Source organism: Hydrococcus rivularis NIES-593, assembly GCF_001904635.1.
Lineage (GTDB): Bacteria > Cyanobacteriota > Cyanobacteriia > Cyanobacteriales > Microcystaceae > Hydrococcus > Hydrococcus rivularis.
Window position 1 is genome coordinate 54,994 of sequence record NZ_MRCB01000010.1, and the last position, 17,499, is coordinate 72,492.

Sequence of the window (17,499 nt, forward strand, 5' to 3'; positions counted from 1 at the left end):
TAAAGAGCGATCGCGCTAAAGAACTAAAGCAATCTTTTCTGTTTAATCTCTTTTTCTGTAATTAAAATCATCTCGTTAAGACTAAAAGTTGTAATATTGATGCAGGTTCTATTAATAGAAATCTTATATCTCTTTTCTAGAAGACGTAATATATGCGTAATATCAGTTACTGTTAAATTTAAAGATAGTAATGGAGCATCTCGATTTAACTCTTGAATTCCATAATTATTTTTCAACAACTCTAGAAGATAAATCTCAAGTTCATCTGGACTAACAAAACTGCTTTTGGAACTTTCTTCGTTCTCTTTTATACTTTTGATCTTTCTAGCAGGCACACCTCCCCATATTTCATCAGGGGGAATAATCGTACCAGGCATAACAACAGATTTATTTTGCACAATCGCTCTGTCGCCTATTCTAACATTAGCCCAAACTGTAGCACCTTCACCAATCAAAACGTTATTGCCTATTTTCACTTCACCTAAAAAAGTCGTAGAACCATCACCAGAATAATGACCGAGAACAAGACAGCCCCACCCAAGCAAGCTATTTTTTCCAATTGATACTAAATAAACGTCTTGTAAAGAATCAGGACTTGTGATTAGTGCGCTACTGTCTATCTTAGTTCCACTAATTTTATAAAAGAGATAACCTGGAAAAGGAAAGATCAATAGCCATCGTGCAGGTGTTCGTCTTACAAAAGTATTAAGAGCAATTAAGGTTTGATATTTAAGTGCATCCTTTTGAGTTTCAATCTTGCCTAATCTTGGCTTAGGAAGAAGTCTTGTTATAATAGCGCTAAGAAATAAGATCGTTAGAGGATAAATATATAATCCAAGAAGAACTACTATAGTTGCTATCACTATATTACTTTCTTGAAGCGATTTCCTAAATAAAGTAACGGGAATGACTAATGAAGTAAACTGGATAAATAATTCAAGGAAAAGATTGATAGGAAACCCCAAAACATAAAGACTATTCATGCTTTTTTTATTTTTAGTCTTTGTCATGATGTTACCCCACTATTCAGCTAAAGTAGCTTAATTAAACTCATTCTAATTTCCAAAGAAAAAGATCGCTTTTCCAAGGATTTATTTTACTTCCATCGAAAACTAAATTGGTCTTAAATTTTTGTTCTTTTTCAAGTCTTTCTCGCAAGATTTCAGAGGGATTAAGCAAGAAAAGATCGCTGAAGGAATTAGAAATTGAAGGAATTTTAGTTAAATCCTCTATCTTAGATATTAATTGAAATTTGACTTTTGGATCTAAAACATGACTAAGTGATAAAATATTAATATAGTGACTGCCTCCAGAGTCGCTAATAACTAAGGGGGATTGAGTTTGATTAATAATCCTTGCTATAGGGATATTGTCTATATTGAAATATTTATTCCACCATAAATTACTTTGAGAACTAATTGTACAAGATATAACTCCACATGAAATAAGAGCAAGCATAATAATTTTCCCTATCTGTTGTTGCCGAAAACTATTAGATACAGCACTAATTTTAATAGCTAATAAATAAGCGACAGCTAGCAGTATACACATATAGTTAGGTATTTGGAATCTTGGTATCACCGCTCTAATGCCACCTATAAACAAATCTGGCAAGAGAAAAATTAGGCTATTTACTGCAATCAAAGAAACGATAAACAACCAAACTCGTTTAGGGCTTTTTAAGCAGAGAAAATAAATTGAATAGCCAACTAAAAATAAAATCGATAAGAAGAGTGGTAAACTAATTATTCCCAGGATTACATCTATAGGTTGATAGGTATTTGGAAGTGCTTGCCAAAGAAGCTTATTAGGCACGTCAAAAAAAACGCGGATGATATTTGATAGAAAACCAACAATTACGAATACATAAGGTATTTTTCTTAAAGAAGCCCATTCAGTTGCACTATAACTTGCATAAAAGTAATTAACAATTACATATATCCAAGGTGCAAAAGTTAGCAGTCCAACAATAGAGGCAATCAGATAAGCACTTAAGGTTTTACTCAATCGGATGCCTTGCGTCCCAACTACGTAAATCCCATGTCCAATGGCAACCAATCCAGATAAGACAGTAGTATAAAATGCTAATGATAAGGTAAGTGAATAAAATACCCAACTAAATATAGTTTTGACGCGAATGGCTCGCAGCAATGCAGCACTTGTTAGCGGTATAATTACTGTCCATAAACTGTATAACCGTGCTTCTTGAGCATAGAGCATAAAAAATGGCGAGACAGCCATAAGTGCAATGGCAATCCAAGCTACGAGAGGCAACCCAAATAGTTCTATACATAGCCAATAAAGACAAGGAAATACTAACAGACTAATGACAGCAGATAGGCTTCTAATTCCTGTTATGGAATCGCCAAACCACTGTACCCAAGAGCGTAGCATTACATAGTAGAGGGGAGGTAGCTGAGGCTCCTCAATAGCTAATCCTTTGATAGTGTCAGCTAAAGTCTTTTCAGGATTCAGGTGTTGATACCTTTGCAAATCTTTGAGACTAATTACTTTACCGTTAAAGATTTGTTGCCTAATCTCTTGCTCCGTGTAGCCAGAAATTCGTAGAGAGGTAGCAGCTTCTTCAATCGAGTAAACTTTGCCATCAAGGTTAGCAAAGCGAAAAAACACACCTAATACTAGCAGAATAATAATTAAAAAACGTAACCAGTTTGGGGGAAGTCTCAAATTTTGATTCATCTTAATGCTTTTTAATCCATCAGTTAAGTTGGAAAGGCTCCGTTCAAAAGTGCCTCAGTACGGCTTAAAATGGTTTCTCGCGCGTCGAAAGAAACCAGTTTTTTTTGAAATGCTTTTATAGAAGCATGAATTTCTGAATCTTCGAGTAAACTCAAAGTGATTCTTACAAGCTTATCTATATTGAGTCGGGAAGGACGGAAAAAATATCCTAACTTGTTTCGGGCGATCGCTTCTGCATAAAAGTGCTGGTTGGCATGGGCTGGTAGGGCAATCAGTGGAACTCCACAAGACAAGGCTTGGTAAGTAGTCATTGCACCACCGGGATAGACCATAAGATTAATGTTAGGAAGGAGTTTGCTGTCGTTGACAAAATCGAAAACAAATAGATTTTTGGATTCTACTGGCATCTCAAAAGAGCGCTTGCCACGAGAGACGATCGCTTGCAGATCGCGTTCTAGGAGTTTCTCAACGTACGATTTGAGGAAGTCTGTGGGCAGAGACTCCTGGGTGCCTAGCGACACGTAGATTGTTTTTTTGTTAGGATCGAGGCGGAAAAGTTCATGGGGCAACGGCTCTGGGCGTTCCCATAACAAGGCTCCAGTGTAAAGATCGCCGGGACGTAAAGGCTCAATTGGAACTAGATCGGGGAGGTCGCAGAGCAAGCAAATATCTCCCTGACTTGCATAGTCAAAAAATGTTGGCAGTGGCTCTAAACCATAAGCGATAGATGCCTCTCGCAGAGAAATAGAAATTTTTTGAATTGTTTGCCTATTGATGACTTCACCCAGTCTAGTTCGCTGGGAGATAAAATCAAGCAGCCACAGAGGAGCAGCAAGAGTTTTGGCAAAGGGATCTGGCACGGTTCTATCGGAAACAAAATTCGGATGACAAGTCGCATCAGTCATCCCAACAGAAGGAATGCCATATTTTTTAGCTAACTGAAGGGCAGTAAACCGAAATTCAGAGACAATTAAGCAGGGTTGAAAGCGCTTGATTAGCAGATCGTCCTGAGTAAAATAGGCGATCAGATCTTCTGTTGTATACATCATGCCGCCTTGACGCAAGCGCTGGTAAATAGCAGTTGGCTCGGCAATTTCGATGCTGGCAGTTTTAAATCCCTCAGCAGCAAACAAAGAAGATGATTTATCCGGACAGGCAATTACAATATCGTGATTTAATGACTTCAGCCACTTGGCAACTATTAAGGATCGGGCAATATGTCCATAACTGATCCCTTCACAAAAGAACAGTATGGGATTAATAGCTCGGAAAACAGCGTCCATTCAATAGATTTACGTAAAAAATCTTAAATAAGTGCCAAAAACGCTAAAAACCCAAGTATAGGTAACCACCTATACTTGAGTACTGTTGGCAACAATGAAAGTCAAGTAGTTTAGTCGGTCGGTCTGGGATTAGACCAAATTTTACTGTTCTTCCTATTTCATTTGCTTGAAAGTTTTCTTGCGCTTAAGCAGCGAACCAGCTCCTAAAGCTACACCGAGTAGACCAACAACACCCGTAGGTTCGGGAACTTGTGCTGCTGGAATTGTAAAGGTGCCTGAGTAGGATGCATTTCCTATTACAACGCCAGAATCGTCGATTTGATCTAGGCTACTTAAAACGGTAGTTGAGGAGATAGAAACAGGGAGTTGTCCTGTGATGAAGGCAAAATTGGTGGGAGTGCGATCGCCACCATTCACAAAAGCCCCTTCAAACTCAAAAATATTGGGTCCAGTGTCTTGCCCCGTCCGAGTAAACGCTGTGAAATTGTATGTAGTGCCATCGGCAAATTTAAGTAATGTGGTTTCAGAAACATTGACTTTTACACCTGTTGGAAAAGGTGCGGGACTAAACAAATCAAAAATCTGGGCTCTACCACTTAAGGAAGATAAGCCGCCTTGACCTGTGACTTCGACTTCTCCAGGACTACCAGGACTTGGAAGGGAATTATTTGGGCCGGGGTTGCCCACTGTAAAGTCAATGGCGTTTTGCGTGTAAAAGGCGTTCCCAAATCTTTCGCTACTTACATCTAGCTGTCCCGGACCAACAAAAATAGCTGCTTCCGCTGGGATGGCACTGACTAACACTCCTGCTGCCACTAAAGGAAGACCGGATAAAAGAGCAATATGTTTTACTTCCATGAATACTTATCCTCCAAGGTAAATAATTACCTTACCTACGTTAAATCACTGACATCAATAGAATAATCACGGTTAAGTGAAAAAGCAAGTCTTGTCAAGCAACTTCATAAACTCTTTAAATATAAAATAAATTTTTCAAAAACTCCTCAAAGGCTATTAAGTCAATTGTGTTAGCGAGTATTAACCATTGCTCATTGCTGAAAAAACAAGGACGAATGATGCAAAATATTACGGACTTTTGTTATGGAAGAATTATAGTTTTGTATTGAGTCAGCGATCGCCATTATTATTCAGTTACGTAAAAAAGTGCGATCGCGCCTACTTATCTCACCCGATCGCTAAACAGTTTAAAGTAAGCAGAGACGCAGAACTCCTTGATAGGAAAAGCAATAAACGTCAAAGGATTGATTGTCACGATGATATTGCGAACGTCCCGTTGAGCGAGATTAACAATCTGCTTCGCCACCCAATCGCCGGACATCACGCCAAAAGGATTGAGATCGCTTTTAAACGGTCCCAGAATCAGCTTGCGCACGATACAGGGAGCATCCAAGCGACGCAGAGTTATCAAGTCTCCTAGCGATCGCTTGCTCAGTTCGTAGAGAGGACTAAAAGCAGGACTGACTTCTGCTTCTGAGGTATTAATCCAAACTTCTTTGCGAGCGATGTCTTCGTTAGTGCGGACGGTTTTAAAAAAGAGTTCCATCAATCGCCAACCTGAAAAGGTATTGATTTCGTAAGATTGGGCAACAGCTTCCTGGGTTCTCTTCCCAAAGCCGTTAATGCCGTGGTTGATAATCAGTATATCTATCGACTCTAGTAGTTCTGCTAGCTCGGATTCTTTGCCAACTTGCCACTTAAGGGTTTTTATTGGCGTATTTTCCCCGTTGATATCGAGAGTTACCGTTCGTTCCTTGGAAGTCAGGGCAATGACCTTTGCACCCCTCAGATGAAGGTGTTTTAAGAGCGATCGCCCTAACGTTCCCGATGCTCCGGTTACAGCGATGGTTTTTCCCTTGAGGGAGAGGGCAGTCCCCATGAGCTTATCGACTATAGTAAACGTACCGCTATAATAAGCCTTTTGATTGTCAAAATGATGTCGCCAGTGGTAGGGCCGATTGACCAACCAGCGAGCGGGTAAGCGGGTAAAAGCTCCCGGACGATGGGTGACATCGGTTAATTCGTCGGCGTAGGGAATACCACTTCCTCGCGCGATCGCGCCGAATAAAAAACTTAGCGTATAAAGAGAACCCATCCAAGCCGTCCATTGATGGGGCAAATCCAACGCTGTTGCGATCGCCCAAGGCAGAAGACTGAATAACAGCATAACTAAAGCTTCTGGTACGTCATTGTACCAATGGGCTTGTCGGTATATCTGCTCGCTAACAGCCGATAAATCCGGGCGAAACACGCGATGATGCCAAACATGCAGGCGATACAATAGCTGCCAATGATGAGAAAGAGCGTGGTAAAAGTCTCGAACGATTTCCACCCAGAAAACCGAACCAACTGCCAAAGTTGTCGCCGTTATGATTGCCGTCGTCATAAAGTAATTAATCGAGCAGAGCGAAATTTAAATTTTAATCAAGAAATTTAAAGCTAGCGTTTTTTCGAGCGAAAGTGGCAACACTAAAGATTGCAATAGCCATTATACGAGCAATTCAGACCTGCTCGAGCCAAAGGAAATTCACAAATATCAAAGAAAGTTAATAATCTTGGATAAAATAGACCCAAGATAACCCTAAGCGCAGCTAGTGTAGCAAAAGTCTGCCAAATTGTAATTAAAGCCAAACATCCAACTGCCAAAATCGATTATGCCAGAAAAATATTGGTCAGAAAATGAATCCGAGCAAGAGTTAGATCCCATTGGTTCCCTCTTATCCGAATGGGTCGATCCAGAAGACGAAGAGGAAGAATTTAGAAGCGATTTTTTTAAGGGATTGTCGGGGCGCAGAAAGAAAGCCGCTTTCGTGTTGATGGCGGTTTGGAGTACGACGATCGCGCTTCACCTGGTTACCTGGGGAACCTGGGTAATCATGGGCATGACTGGACTGATGGTTATTCACGGACTGCGATTGGTGTCAGCCAAAGCAGAACCTACGCCAGACTCATTATCGGATGAAGCGTTAGCCAATGCGCCTTCTGTTTCCTTGCTAGTTGCTGCCAAAAACGAAGAATCGGTGATAGGCAATTTGGTGACTATGCTATGCAATCTAGACTATCCAACCGATAAATATGAAGTTTGGGTGATTGACGACCACAGCAGCGACAAAACGCCGCAAATTTTAGAAAAACTGGCACGACAATATCCTCAACTGCGGGTCGTTCGCCGTCCTGCGGGCGCGGGTGGCGGTAAATCGGGAGCGCTCAATCAAGTTTTACCCCAGACTCGGGGAGAGATTATCGGGGTATTCGATGCAGATGCAAAAGTCACGCCAGACTTGCTCAGACGGGTGCTGCCAATATTTGAAGCACAAGAGATAGGCGCAGTCCAAGTACGCAAAGCGATCGCCAACAGCGCCGTCAATTTCTGGACGCGGGGACAAATGACAGAAATGGCGCTAGATAGCTATTATCAGCAGCAGCGCATCGCAGTCGGAGGCATCGGCGAACTGCGGGGAAACGGTCAATTTGCTCGTCGTAGCGCCCTACAACGGTGCGGTGGTTGGAACGAACAGACCATCACCGACGATCTCGATTTAACGATTCGCCTGCACTTGGATGATTGGAAAATTGGCTTTTTACTCGATCCGGCCGTAGAAGAAGAAGGCGTTACCAGCGCGATCGCTCTGTGGCACCAGCGCAACCGTTGGGCAGAGGGCGGATATCAGCGCTATCTCGACTATTGGCGATTGATTCTCAGCCAGCGGATGGGATTTAAGAAAAAGCTAGATCTGCTTTACTTCGCATTGACGCAATATATTCTCCCAACCGCAGCCGTACCGGACTTTGTGATGGCGATCGCTCGCCATCGCTTGCCAATGCTGAGTCCGTTAACGGGCTTTACGATTTCTCTTGCATTTTGGGGAATGTTGGTAGGATTGCGTCGCACTCGCAGCGAGGAAAAATTAAGCTTTTTCAATCTACCGACCATTACCTGGCAAACCCTGCGGGGCACGATTTACATGCTCCATTGGCTGGCGATTATCCCCAGCATAACAGCTCGCATGTCCGTGCGACCAAAGCGGCTCAAATGGGTGAAAACAGTTCACGAAGGAACCAGTGAAGAAAGCTTTGAGTTCTAGCCTACCAATTGCGATCCGCCAGCTTGAGTAATGCTATCCACATATCTGGCGGATTGGCATAGTAATTAATTGTCTCAACCCGATAGCAACAAAAGTCAAAGCCATTTGACAGGATCAGGCAATCGCCGCCTTCTATTCCTTGTCCTCGTCCTGTCATATAACCCTTATTTCCTTCCTCGATCGGTTCGAAGATGTAATCGTCTCCCCAGATAGAGGGGCTGTAATCGTGGGTTTTGGGCTTCCGTCCGGCTGGGCGAAAGCAAGAATGAACTCTCGATCTATTGACAAAATTCTCAAACATAAGTAAGACATGGTTGGTGAATTGATTTATGTTTTCCTCAAGCCTCATTAGAATCGTTGTTCGTATTCGATAATAGCCCTGCTATCGTCCGAGAAATTAGTAGAGCCTCGGATTACGGTATTGCCATTGATGCGGTATTGAAGCCCAAACTGAGGCAGTCGGTCGGTATTCAAAATTTTCATGGCGGAAAAAGAAACATCTTTTGTGAGATCGATTCCGGCTTCAGCCGCTATCCCGATTTGATTTCTGGAGATTCGCTCTTGTTCGTCAATTAAAGGCGTCGAGAAGATGCGAAACTCGCTAAGACCCAAGCGATCGCTTATCGCTCCCTGTATAGTGCCAGAGACGGCTGACCCAGCTAAATTAGCCAAACCCAGGGTGGTATCGCCGCGACCGAGAGTATTGACAAAACCTCCGCCTAAAAGGGCGATAATCTCTCGCTGGCTGCGAGGAGGAGTGCTGGTTAGTTCGAGGCTATTGGTCAGTTGACTGGCATACCCTTGTATCCTGGCTCGAATGCGAACGGTTTGCAAACTATCTAAGCTAGCCGTAAATGGATCGATAATTTCAGTCGAGGAAGGATTGGTCAGTACTGGGTCGCGAGTTGTCTCGGTTGCTGAAGTCAATAGCTGAACATTCAAATAGGGGTCTAGCCCCCGCTTAGGAGAAAACTGAGCACTGTTGTCCGCTCCTTTATCCAAACGGAACTGGGAAGCGAAGAGGTTGACTTGACCGCTTTTGAGCGTAATTTTACCTTGCGGGCGAGGTTGAGAGAGGCTGCCATTTAAGGTTAAACTCCCCGCTGCTAAGAAATTTAAAACGGGAGGTCGCACGATTTGGATATTGTCAGCTAAGGTGAGTTGTAGGTTGTTAAATACTGTGGATTTAAAGCCAAATTCACCGTTATTGCTGCTATTTCCCTTGTCACCGTTTTCTGTAGCGTTCTCTTCTCCTAAGAGAACTTGACCGTTAAATAATCTCAGTCTGCCGCCAATCTCCGGTTCTAGGAAGCTCCCCGCGATCGCGACTTCTCCTCGCACGCCGCCTCGATAGAGTCCTTTGAGGTTGAGAGCGAGGTTATCTAGAGTCACCGTTAGAGGATTTGGCTGGGGCGTAGATTCGACGAGGGGTAAAGTGCCAGCTAGTGCGACTTCACCGCCGCCGAATTTTCCTTTGAGACTTTCTACCTCAAGGCGGTCAAAATTGAAAAGAATTTTCCCGTTAACTTCAGTTAAAGGCTCTTCGGGAATAACTTGAGCGCCTATCGTCGCATTGTTAAACTTGGCGATTCCTTCTGCTCGTAACTGACTGGGGCGACCAAGTTGGCGATCGAATCGACCAGAAATATTCAGCGCTATCTCTCCCTCGCCATCAATCCAGGAGAGGGCATCTTTGCTGAGAATATCCAACAGTGCCATTCCTTCATTTTTCACTTGTAGATTTAGTTGCAGGCGATCGCTGTCTGGTTTGACGGTGGCAAAAGGCATTTGATAGAGAATAGAGCCTTGTAGGATTATTGGCTGAGCTTGGCGATTCAGTTTGCTGCTGGCTTGAAAATCGAGGCGACCGTTGTCGTAGGTAAAACTGCCTTGGGTGGTAGAAAGCGCAGTTTTATTGATGGTTGCCTTGGCGATCGCTAATTCTCCTTTTGCTTGTGGATTATCTCGACTGCCAGCCAGCTTTACATCTCCGTTGAGCAGTCCCCCAACAGTAACGGTTGGAGGCAAATCGACAAATTCTGAGAGCAGTTGGAGGGGCACGTTTGCCAGTTGCAGTTGACCGGAGGGAATTTTGCCCCCCACGCTGCCAGAGAAGGCAAATAGACTTTCTCCTGATTGAATTTTCAAAGGTGCGAGCGAGACGATCCCATTATGGAAGCCGCCTTTGAGATCGATCTGGTTAAAGGCAAAATCTCGCCACTGCCACCCCTTCCCTTGAAAGTCAAAGGAGGCTTTTAAACCGCTATTGGGAGCATTGCTGACGACAAGATTGCCGTCAAAAGTGCCTTTCAATTCTGCTAATTCTGGCAAAGGAGAAGCTTCTTGACGCTGTTTGCGCTGCCTTCTCAAGAGCGTTTCAATTTCTGCAATATGGCTCAGTTGGTTCAGTATAGAGCTTTCTGGCGTGCCAACGGAGAAAAGGGGGCGATTGGGGACTGGAGATTCCTGGACTTCTGTATTCTGACTCCTGCCCTGGAACTTCACTTCCGACTCCGCCGCGCACGTAACCCCCCTTTGATAAGGGGGGGTAGCGTCCGAGCAGCGCCGACTTCCGACTTCATAAAGATCGGCTGCTTTATCGTAATCGGGGGCTTTGAGTCCGCGAGTTAAGTCCGATAGTTCAAAGATTTGTAAGGTTTCGAGAACGTCTTGGATTTGTCCGCCAGAAACGGCAACTTCGGCTTGCCATTGCCAACCTCGCTGCGCGTTCGTCAGACTGCCGTTGAGGAGATATTGACTGTCATTTTTCTGAAATCGAGCATTTTGGAGAATCAAATTGCCATCTAGATAGCGGAAGTTGGCGGTTAAGCGATCGCCGCTGAGACTGCCAAAACGAGGATTCGCAATTTTCACTTGCTCTCCAGATAGTTCTGAGGTGTTGAGATTGAGGGCAAAGTCGCCCGATAGTTCTCCTGACAGCGGTTGGGCGAGCAAGGTTTCAGGTAAAGCGAATTGCGAGGCTTTGGCTATGTTTTTGAATAAGCCAACTCGTACATTATCTGCCTCTATCTGAAGCCATTCGTTTTTCCGAGTGCCCCTAACGCTCATCCGATCTAAGGCGAGATCGAAAGAGACGGGTTGGCATTTGGGATCGAGTGCTAGTTGAATTTCGTCTTCCGTGCCTGCTAGCGCAAGCTCTATTCCCTTTTCTGGCAGTCCTTTGACCGTTCCTTTGAGAGAGCGATCGAACTCAAGCCCTGCAACTTGCAGATTACCAATTGCTAAATTTCCATTAATCTTGGGCGATCGCAGCGTTCCTGCAATAATGCCGTTAAAATCCAAGCTGCCCGAATAATCGAACCTAGCTAGACTGGCTGGCACAGAGAGAGAAAAAGCCTTCAGATCGGCTCTATTGGCAGCTACTTGTAACTCGAATCGCTCGATCGCGGCGGTAGTTCCCAGTAACTCAGTTGCAATGTCTGCCCATCCGCTAGCCTGAAGTCCCTTAGCTGTGGCTTGTTGAATGTCCAATCGCCGACCGTTCCAGCTTATGGCTGTCGTCAACGGTTGTGCGATCGCGCTGATGCCGTGGCTAAATCTCAATTCTCCACTGGCTTGAATGTCTCTGAGAGTGGGATTTTCCAGACTGCCAAGTACCTGCAAATTTCCTGCTAAAGTTCCCCGTCCGTCCTTGGAGAACTGTTTTAAAGGAACTCCATCGGAAATGACTGCTGCCTTGAATTTACCATCAGCTAGTTGTAAATTCTCGGCCGCGACGATCGCGCCTTTCGATAGGACTAGATTCGCCGTTCCATTTCCTCGAACAGTTTTCAGTAAATCCTCTACCCTTCCTGCTAGGTTAAAAGTTCCATTGAGGATCCCTGCAAATTCTGAAGGAATGTTCGGAAAAAGCTCGGTAACTTGGATGCCTTGCGCTTTTAGATCGCTTGTCCAGCGTCCATTTGCCAAGGTTAACTCATTTGCGGTTGCTACCCCTTGCGCGATCGCAACGCTAGCCGATCCCGTGGCGCGAATAGTCTCTAGTCGAAAAGAATCGAGCGTTCCAGCAACAGCGAACGCACCATTTAAACGCCCTTGATGTAGTTGGGACGGCAAAGCTGGATTGAGACTAGCTAAACTAACCCCAAAAGCCTGCACGTTTCCTTGCCAGCGTTGGTTGGCAAACTGAAAATTCCTGGCGCTGACGCTTCCGCCACCCAATCGGAAATTAGCCAAACCAGTTGCTTGCAGCTTTTCTGGATTTTCTAGCGTTCCTAAAAACCGTGCTTGACCGGAAACCAGTCCGGGATTGACGGGTAAATTGGTTTGATAGAGACGTGCGATCGCTTGGGCTGGAACGTTAGTCGCCTGAAGGTCGAAAATGTATTTGGAATCCTGCCTCTTCCCCTGTGCCTTCCGACTTTCAAACTGAATCCTTCCCGTCCCCGTTAACTTTCCGCCTACGGTAGGAATGGCTTGAAATCTGCGAATAAAAAGATTAGAGTCGATGAGTTGTAAATTGGCGCGGCTACCGGGGCGAAAGTCTACGCGATCGACGCGAGTCGATCGCGTCGTCACGACATCGAGAGTCAGTTTCGGGCGTTCGAGCAATCCCGAAACCCGAATGTCTGCTTTAATTTCCCCTAAAATGGGTACGGGTGGTTTTTTGAGTCTTAAGGCTTCAACAACTTGTTGTATCCGAATGGGTTGCGTTTTGGCTTTGAGTGCATAGCCTTTTTGCAGGTCGATAATCCCATTGGCAACCCCAGGAATAGACCCAAAAACAGAAGTGACATTTTCTAGGCGAATCTCGGTTCCTTGAAAGCGCAGTTGACCGTTGCTGCGAGCGAAGGGTTGGGTCAATGCGGGTATCTGTGCGGTTACTTGTTGCAGGCTGGCAACTCCATTGACGCGAGGAATTTGTTTGTGTCTAAGTTTGACTTCTAGGTTAGCACCGATTTTTCCCGTCGAAATGTCGAAAGGAAGGGCGAGCAAATTATCGACATCAGACGCTTGCAGCTTATTTCCCCGAACGATTAGGTTAATCGCTTCTGTTTTTGGGATGCCAACTCCTGAAACCTCAAGTTCTCCTCCATTGGCAAGTTCTCCAGATAGGTCAAACTCGATAATTTTCCCGGCATCGATAAAGTCTGCTTTTCCCGTATCGATTAATACTTTAACGGGCTTTTGTACTTTACCTGCTGGCGATCGCGCTGCTAAGATGACTTCTGCCTCTTGCAGTTGCAGAGTCTTGATGTTCACTTTGAATCCGCCTTCCGAACCCTCTCTTTTGGTTGAATCAAACTGAGTTACCAACCAATTTCTTTTTTTGCCTTGCTCTAGATAAATATTGGGTTGAATCGCAGTAACGTTAAGCTGTAATTCTCTTTTGGCAAGTAATAGGAAGGGATCGAAGGTTATGTCCACAGCAGTAATAGAAACTTTAGCGGGATCGGTGGGGGTTGATAAGATTTCGCTAGCACCTAAGCGCGCGCCAAATAGCGAAATGCCCTCAAGCGAACCGAGTTTGACTGGGCGATTAAGAAAATCTGTCAGTTCCGTTTCTACTAGAGGAACTAGCTGGCGCTGAATAAAAAACCATCCGTAGGCAAGTCCGCCACCGAGACTGACCAAGACGAGACTTCCGCCCCAGACCGACAAGCGCCGCTTCCATTGCGATCTTTTAGGGAGTTTTGGATCTGGCTTTTGAGTTAACTTGACTTCCGGTTCATTATTTTCCTTGTCTGAATCGGATTTGTCTGTCATCATAAGCCTTTCCCACCCTTTGTAACAGTCTGACTAGCCAGTCGGCAACATTGCCTTTCAATTATAAAGAGTGAAATTTCGTGCTTAAGTTTCGCTAATTACGTTGATTGATATCCCACATACCCACTCATCGTTCCCATAATAACTAACAGCAATACTAACCACAGAGAATGTCTCTGCCCGTCTTTTGTCCGAAAGTCTTCGACTTGCCGCAGTTGTTCGATTAGATTCGCACTCATAACTTTTTCTCCCCCACAACACTTGCAATTTTACTGGTTTTAGGGAATGAAACAGCCCTGGGGGGATAGGGGGATAGCGAAGCGCTCCGAGCATCGATGACAATTGCGAATTGACAATTGCGAACCGCCCCGCAGGACGTTAGTCCGAGGAGCGGCGAATTGGTATAACTATCCCGACTGTTCGGGCAACAGCACTGCTAGTTCGACTAGGGGATAATCTTCTGTGGTCATGGGTAAATAGTCTCCCCGCTGCCATAGAGGTAGCTGGTCGTCGAAATTCTCTGAATCTGGGTTGCTAGACTGACCGGGAGGATTGACGTACAGAGAGTTTTCTGGATTGCTCAGATCGACGATTTGACGGTAGCTCGGTCCAGCTTCCATGCTGAAGTCGCTGGCATTGTAGGGACCGATATTGACGGTGTAGCGATCGCCACCGTAAGAAACCTGTAAATTAGGACTCGTTTGAGCTGGATTCGATGGCACAAAGCTTGCTCGGTGAATATCTCCCCAAGCCCGAATCGGTTCTCCAAGCCTTTCGATGGCATCTTCTAAAGCTCGTGCTGCTTCATCAAAAAGACCTGGCTCGCTGCCGGGGCGATCTAAGACGGGATCTCCTGCTTGAATGGCTTGGGATAGAAAAATCGGGCGATCAAAGTATTCCTGTCCGACTTCTGCGGCTGGCAATCTGGTCAGTTCGGTGTACCAAGCTTCAAAAACAGAGGCTTCTACCGAATCGGGCTGTGTGTCGCCATCCCAAGCGAGCAGGCGATCGCGCCACGTCTGCCCTGCCTCGGAAATAGGTTCAAGTCGTTCTAAAATCGGTCTGAAGTCTCGATAGAGCAAGCTTACTTGGTCAAGCTGAATCGCTTGCATATCTTCCAAGGAAAGCTTATCCTTGCTTAAAATCAACTCGCGGATACGCTCGGCTCGATAAGGAACGGCAAAATTTCCGTTAATTTCGTAAGGATAATTGGCAGGAGTCAGTTTATTATTCGCCGTGACGATAAATCCAGATTCGGGATTGTAGACTTGGGGAGCCTCTTCAAAAGGAATAAACCCTCTCCAATCAAACTCTCCCGTTCCCGGTACTGGATAGAGTCCAGAATGGTCTGGCTGACGAATGGGGAACTTTGCCGCAGCGATGTAGCCGATGTTGCCATCGACATCAGCATAAACAAAGTTTTGGCTCTGAGCTGAAGCAGCATCGTCAAAGTCGAGCGCTTCTCTAAATTCTTGCCAATTTTGCGCTTGAATAATTCCTAGAGCTGATTCCACCGTTCCGTCTACTGGCTGCAAAGCAATCGATTGGAGCGCGATCGGTTGGTTTATCCCTACAAGATCGGAAACAACGGGTCCGTAGACAGTTTCTTGGACGGGCAGAGAAACTGGCTCTGCACCTCTGACTTGAATCGTTTCTTCTCGGATTTGATAAGGTCGAACTTCACCCCGATAAACATAACCCGATCCGTTCTCCGTCTCGTCTAGTAGATAGTAATCCTCGCCATCTACTTGTGTATTGGTAACTCCCCAAGCAATATCTTGATTGCGCCCGATTAAGATCCCAGGAATTCCTGGGAAGCTAACGCCAATGACTTCATCTTCAGGCGTTTCCAAGTGAGATTGATACCAAAGCGAAGGTTCCTGCAACGGCAAATGGGGATCGTTGGCAAGGAAAGGTTTGCCCGTTGTCGTTCTGCTGCCCGATATTACCCAGTTGTTGGAAGCTTCTATCGGATTGGAGAACAGCGTCTCGACTTCCTCCATCATTTCCATTTTTAATGAATTTTCTTGAGGAAGTTTTGCGATCGCCCCTTGAAGTTCTCGTTGCCCTATAGAAGCAGTTGACGGTTGAATATCTTCAGGCTGCAAGATGGTTGGAGCATCTTCGGGATAGGGATTGATGAGTTTTTCAATGCGATCGCGACTTAATCCTCTTTCTAGCAATCGGGCGCGATCTAACTCTTCTCCATCGGTTACGCCAATGCGATTCTGCTCTTGAGCGATAACGAGAGTATCGGTTGGCTGCCAAGGTTCGGGTTGGTATCCCAAGGCTTGAAATTCTGGGGGCAAGTCAGGATTAGTGGCGAGGTAAGCGTTAACGCCAGCGCTATAGGCATCAATCGCAGCTTTTGCTTCTGGAGCTAGGTTTTGGTAAGCTGTCGCTGCTAGTTGGCTTAGTCCTAGTGTTCGATAAAACCTATCTGAATTTAGGGTATCTGCGCCGAATACCTCCGAAAGCCTCCCCGAAGCGAAGCGACGCGCAAGATCTATCTGAAACAACCGATCTTGGGCGTGAACGTAGCCCTGGGCGAAGGCTGCATCTTTTAAATTCAGTGCTTTAATATGGGGAATGCCTGAAGCGTCGCGCTCTATAGCTACCGGGTTCTGCAATTCCGGCAATTCGGAGATCTCTGCCTCAGAACTGAGTCGAGCATCGAGTCGTTCGAGAATGCCAACAAGTGGATCTTCTCCAGATTGCCCAGTTAGCGAATCGCTGTTTGCCTCTGATGCCGCCAAACCCAAATTAGCTGTGTCAAGGATATCGTTATTCTCTTGCGTTGGCAGCCGTCCGATTTCTGAAACGCGATTTGATTGAAGGTCGGCACCTGTGGGAAAGATAGAGCTGAATGCGTTTTCCGTCTCGATTAGTCCGCGCTGCGCGATCGCGTCTAGTAAGACAGTACTCTCGTCTGCAATCATTTCTATCTCCTCTGTCTTTTGCTTGTCTCTATCTGCGAAACAAAAAACGATTTATTGTTGCCAGAAATTTAGCGATCGATTCGATTTTTCCTAGAATCTCAAAGAGCGATTGCTATTGTCTTGCCAATTCTTGCCATGTTTTGCGAGTTCTTGCTCTGCGAGCAAAACTTGTTTTGCGGGTCATAGCAAATCTGTTTAATTAGTAATCCCGATCGCGAGCAAGATGCTCGCACTAATCAATTATGGTTAACTAAGACCGCACATTCTCGCCAATCCAATTCAAGTAAGACTGAGAACCCGCTACAATCGGTAAAGCAATAATTTCTGGCACTTGGTAGGAGTGTAGTTCTTTAATTTTTGCCTCTAGCACTGAAAATTGAGATAGATTGGTTTTAATAAGCAACTGCCATTCTTCTTCTGAATTGACCTGGCCCTGCCAAGTGTAAATCGATCGCACTGGTAGCAAGGTAACGCAAGCGGCTAATTTCAACTCTACCAAAGCCGATGCGATCGCTTCTCCTTCTGCTTGAGAAGAAGCCGTTACCAGTACGATTCCGTAATCAGTAGCCTTTTGTTTCATTACAGGTTGTCCCAAAAGTATAGTATGTTATGTTGAGCGTCGCGATCGCGAGGCGAAACATCTTAATACAATTCACAATTAATAATTAACAATTAACAATTAACAATTAACAATTCGCATTGAGCATCTGTAGCGTTCTTTTTTAGTTATCTTTACATAGTTTGTTT

General features: G+C 45.0%; 11 protein-coding genes. 1 reads left to right on the forward strand and 10 read right to left on the reverse strand.

Features of this window, described 5'->3' with window-relative positions; translation table 11 throughout:
• Positions 1 to 23: 23 nt before the first annotated feature.
• From NIES593_RS10395 to NIES593_RS10415, 5 genes are all read right to left on the reverse strand, one after another.
• Positions 24 to 1,010, reverse strand: a complete 987-nt coding sequence (locus NIES593_RS10395) for a DapH/DapD/GlmU-related protein (protein ID WP_073599518.1) — start codon at positions 1,008 to 1,010, stop codon at positions 24 to 26.
• A 40-nt stretch (positions 1,011 to 1,050) separates the two neighbouring features.
• On the reverse strand, positions 1,051 to 2,700 hold the full coding sequence (locus NIES593_RS10400) for a glycosyltransferase family 39 protein (RefSeq protein WP_073599519.1): 1,650 nt from the start codon (positions 2,698 to 2,700) through the stop codon (positions 1,051 to 1,053).
• Between the two features lie 23 nt (positions 2,701 to 2,723).
• Positions 2,724 to 3,983: a glycosyltransferase gene (locus NIES593_RS10405; protein WP_073599520.1), complete on the reverse strand. Its 1,260-nt coding sequence runs from the start codon at positions 3,981 to 3,983 to the stop codon at positions 2,724 to 2,726.
• Positions 3,984 to 4,136: 153 nt separating this feature from the next.
• Positions 4,137 to 4,841 carry a PEP-CTERM sorting domain-containing protein gene (locus NIES593_RS10410; protein ID WP_073599521.1) on the reverse strand — a complete coding sequence of 235 codons (705 nt, stop codon included), beginning with the start codon at positions 4,839 to 4,841 and terminating at the stop codon, positions 4,137 to 4,139.
• A 322-nt stretch (positions 4,842 to 5,163) separates the two neighbouring features.
• A complete protein-coding gene (locus tag NIES593_RS10415) occupies positions 5,164 to 6,387 on the reverse strand; it encodes a bifunctional sterol desaturase/short chain dehydrogenase (RefSeq protein WP_073599522.1) in 1,224 nt (407 codons plus the stop codon).
• A gap of 268 nt (positions 6,388 to 6,655) precedes the next feature.
• On the opposite strand from NIES593_RS10415, the gene NIES593_RS10420 reads away from it, so the two are divergent.
• A complete protein-coding gene (locus NIES593_RS10420) occupies positions 6,656 to 8,086 on the forward strand; it encodes a glycosyltransferase family 2 protein (RefSeq protein WP_073599523.1) in 1,431 nt (476 codons plus the stop codon).
• Position 8,087: 1 nt separating this feature from the next.
• Here NIES593_RS10420 and NIES593_RS10425 read toward each other — a convergent pair whose 3' ends face one another.
• The 5 genes from NIES593_RS10425 to cutA form a co-directional block, all read right to left on the reverse strand.
• Positions 8,088 to 8,387 (reverse strand): hypothetical protein, encoded by a 300-nt coding sequence (locus tag NIES593_RS10425; RefSeq protein WP_015142273.1) that lies wholly within the window; start codon positions 8,385 to 8,387, stop codon positions 8,088 to 8,090.
• 47 nt (positions 8,388 to 8,434) lie between these two features.
• Positions 8,435 to 13,816 (reverse strand): translocation/assembly module TamB domain-containing protein, encoded by a 5,382-nt coding sequence (locus tag NIES593_RS10430; RefSeq protein WP_073599524.1) that lies wholly within the window; start codon positions 13,814 to 13,816, stop codon positions 8,435 to 8,437.
• Positions 13,817 to 13,911: 95 nt separating this feature from the next.
• The gene (locus NIES593_RS10435) at positions 13,912 to 14,052 is read right to left on the reverse strand and encodes a transposase family protein (RefSeq protein ID WP_139253673.1); all 141 of its coding nucleotides are present in this window, start codon (positions 14,050 to 14,052) and stop codon (positions 13,912 to 13,914) included.
• 168 nt (positions 14,053 to 14,220) lie between these two features.
• Positions 14,221 to 16,752, reverse strand: a complete 2,532-nt coding sequence (locus NIES593_RS10440) for a penicillin acylase family protein (protein WP_083602411.1) — start codon at positions 16,750 to 16,752, stop codon at positions 14,221 to 14,223.
• Positions 16,753 to 17,002: 250 nt separating this feature from the next.
• Positions 17,003 to 17,332, reverse strand: a complete 330-nt coding sequence (gene cutA, locus NIES593_RS10445) for a divalent-cation tolerance protein CutA (RefSeq protein ID WP_073599525.1) — start codon at positions 17,330 to 17,332, stop codon at positions 17,003 to 17,005.
• Positions 17,333 to 17,499 lie beyond the last annotated feature (167 nt).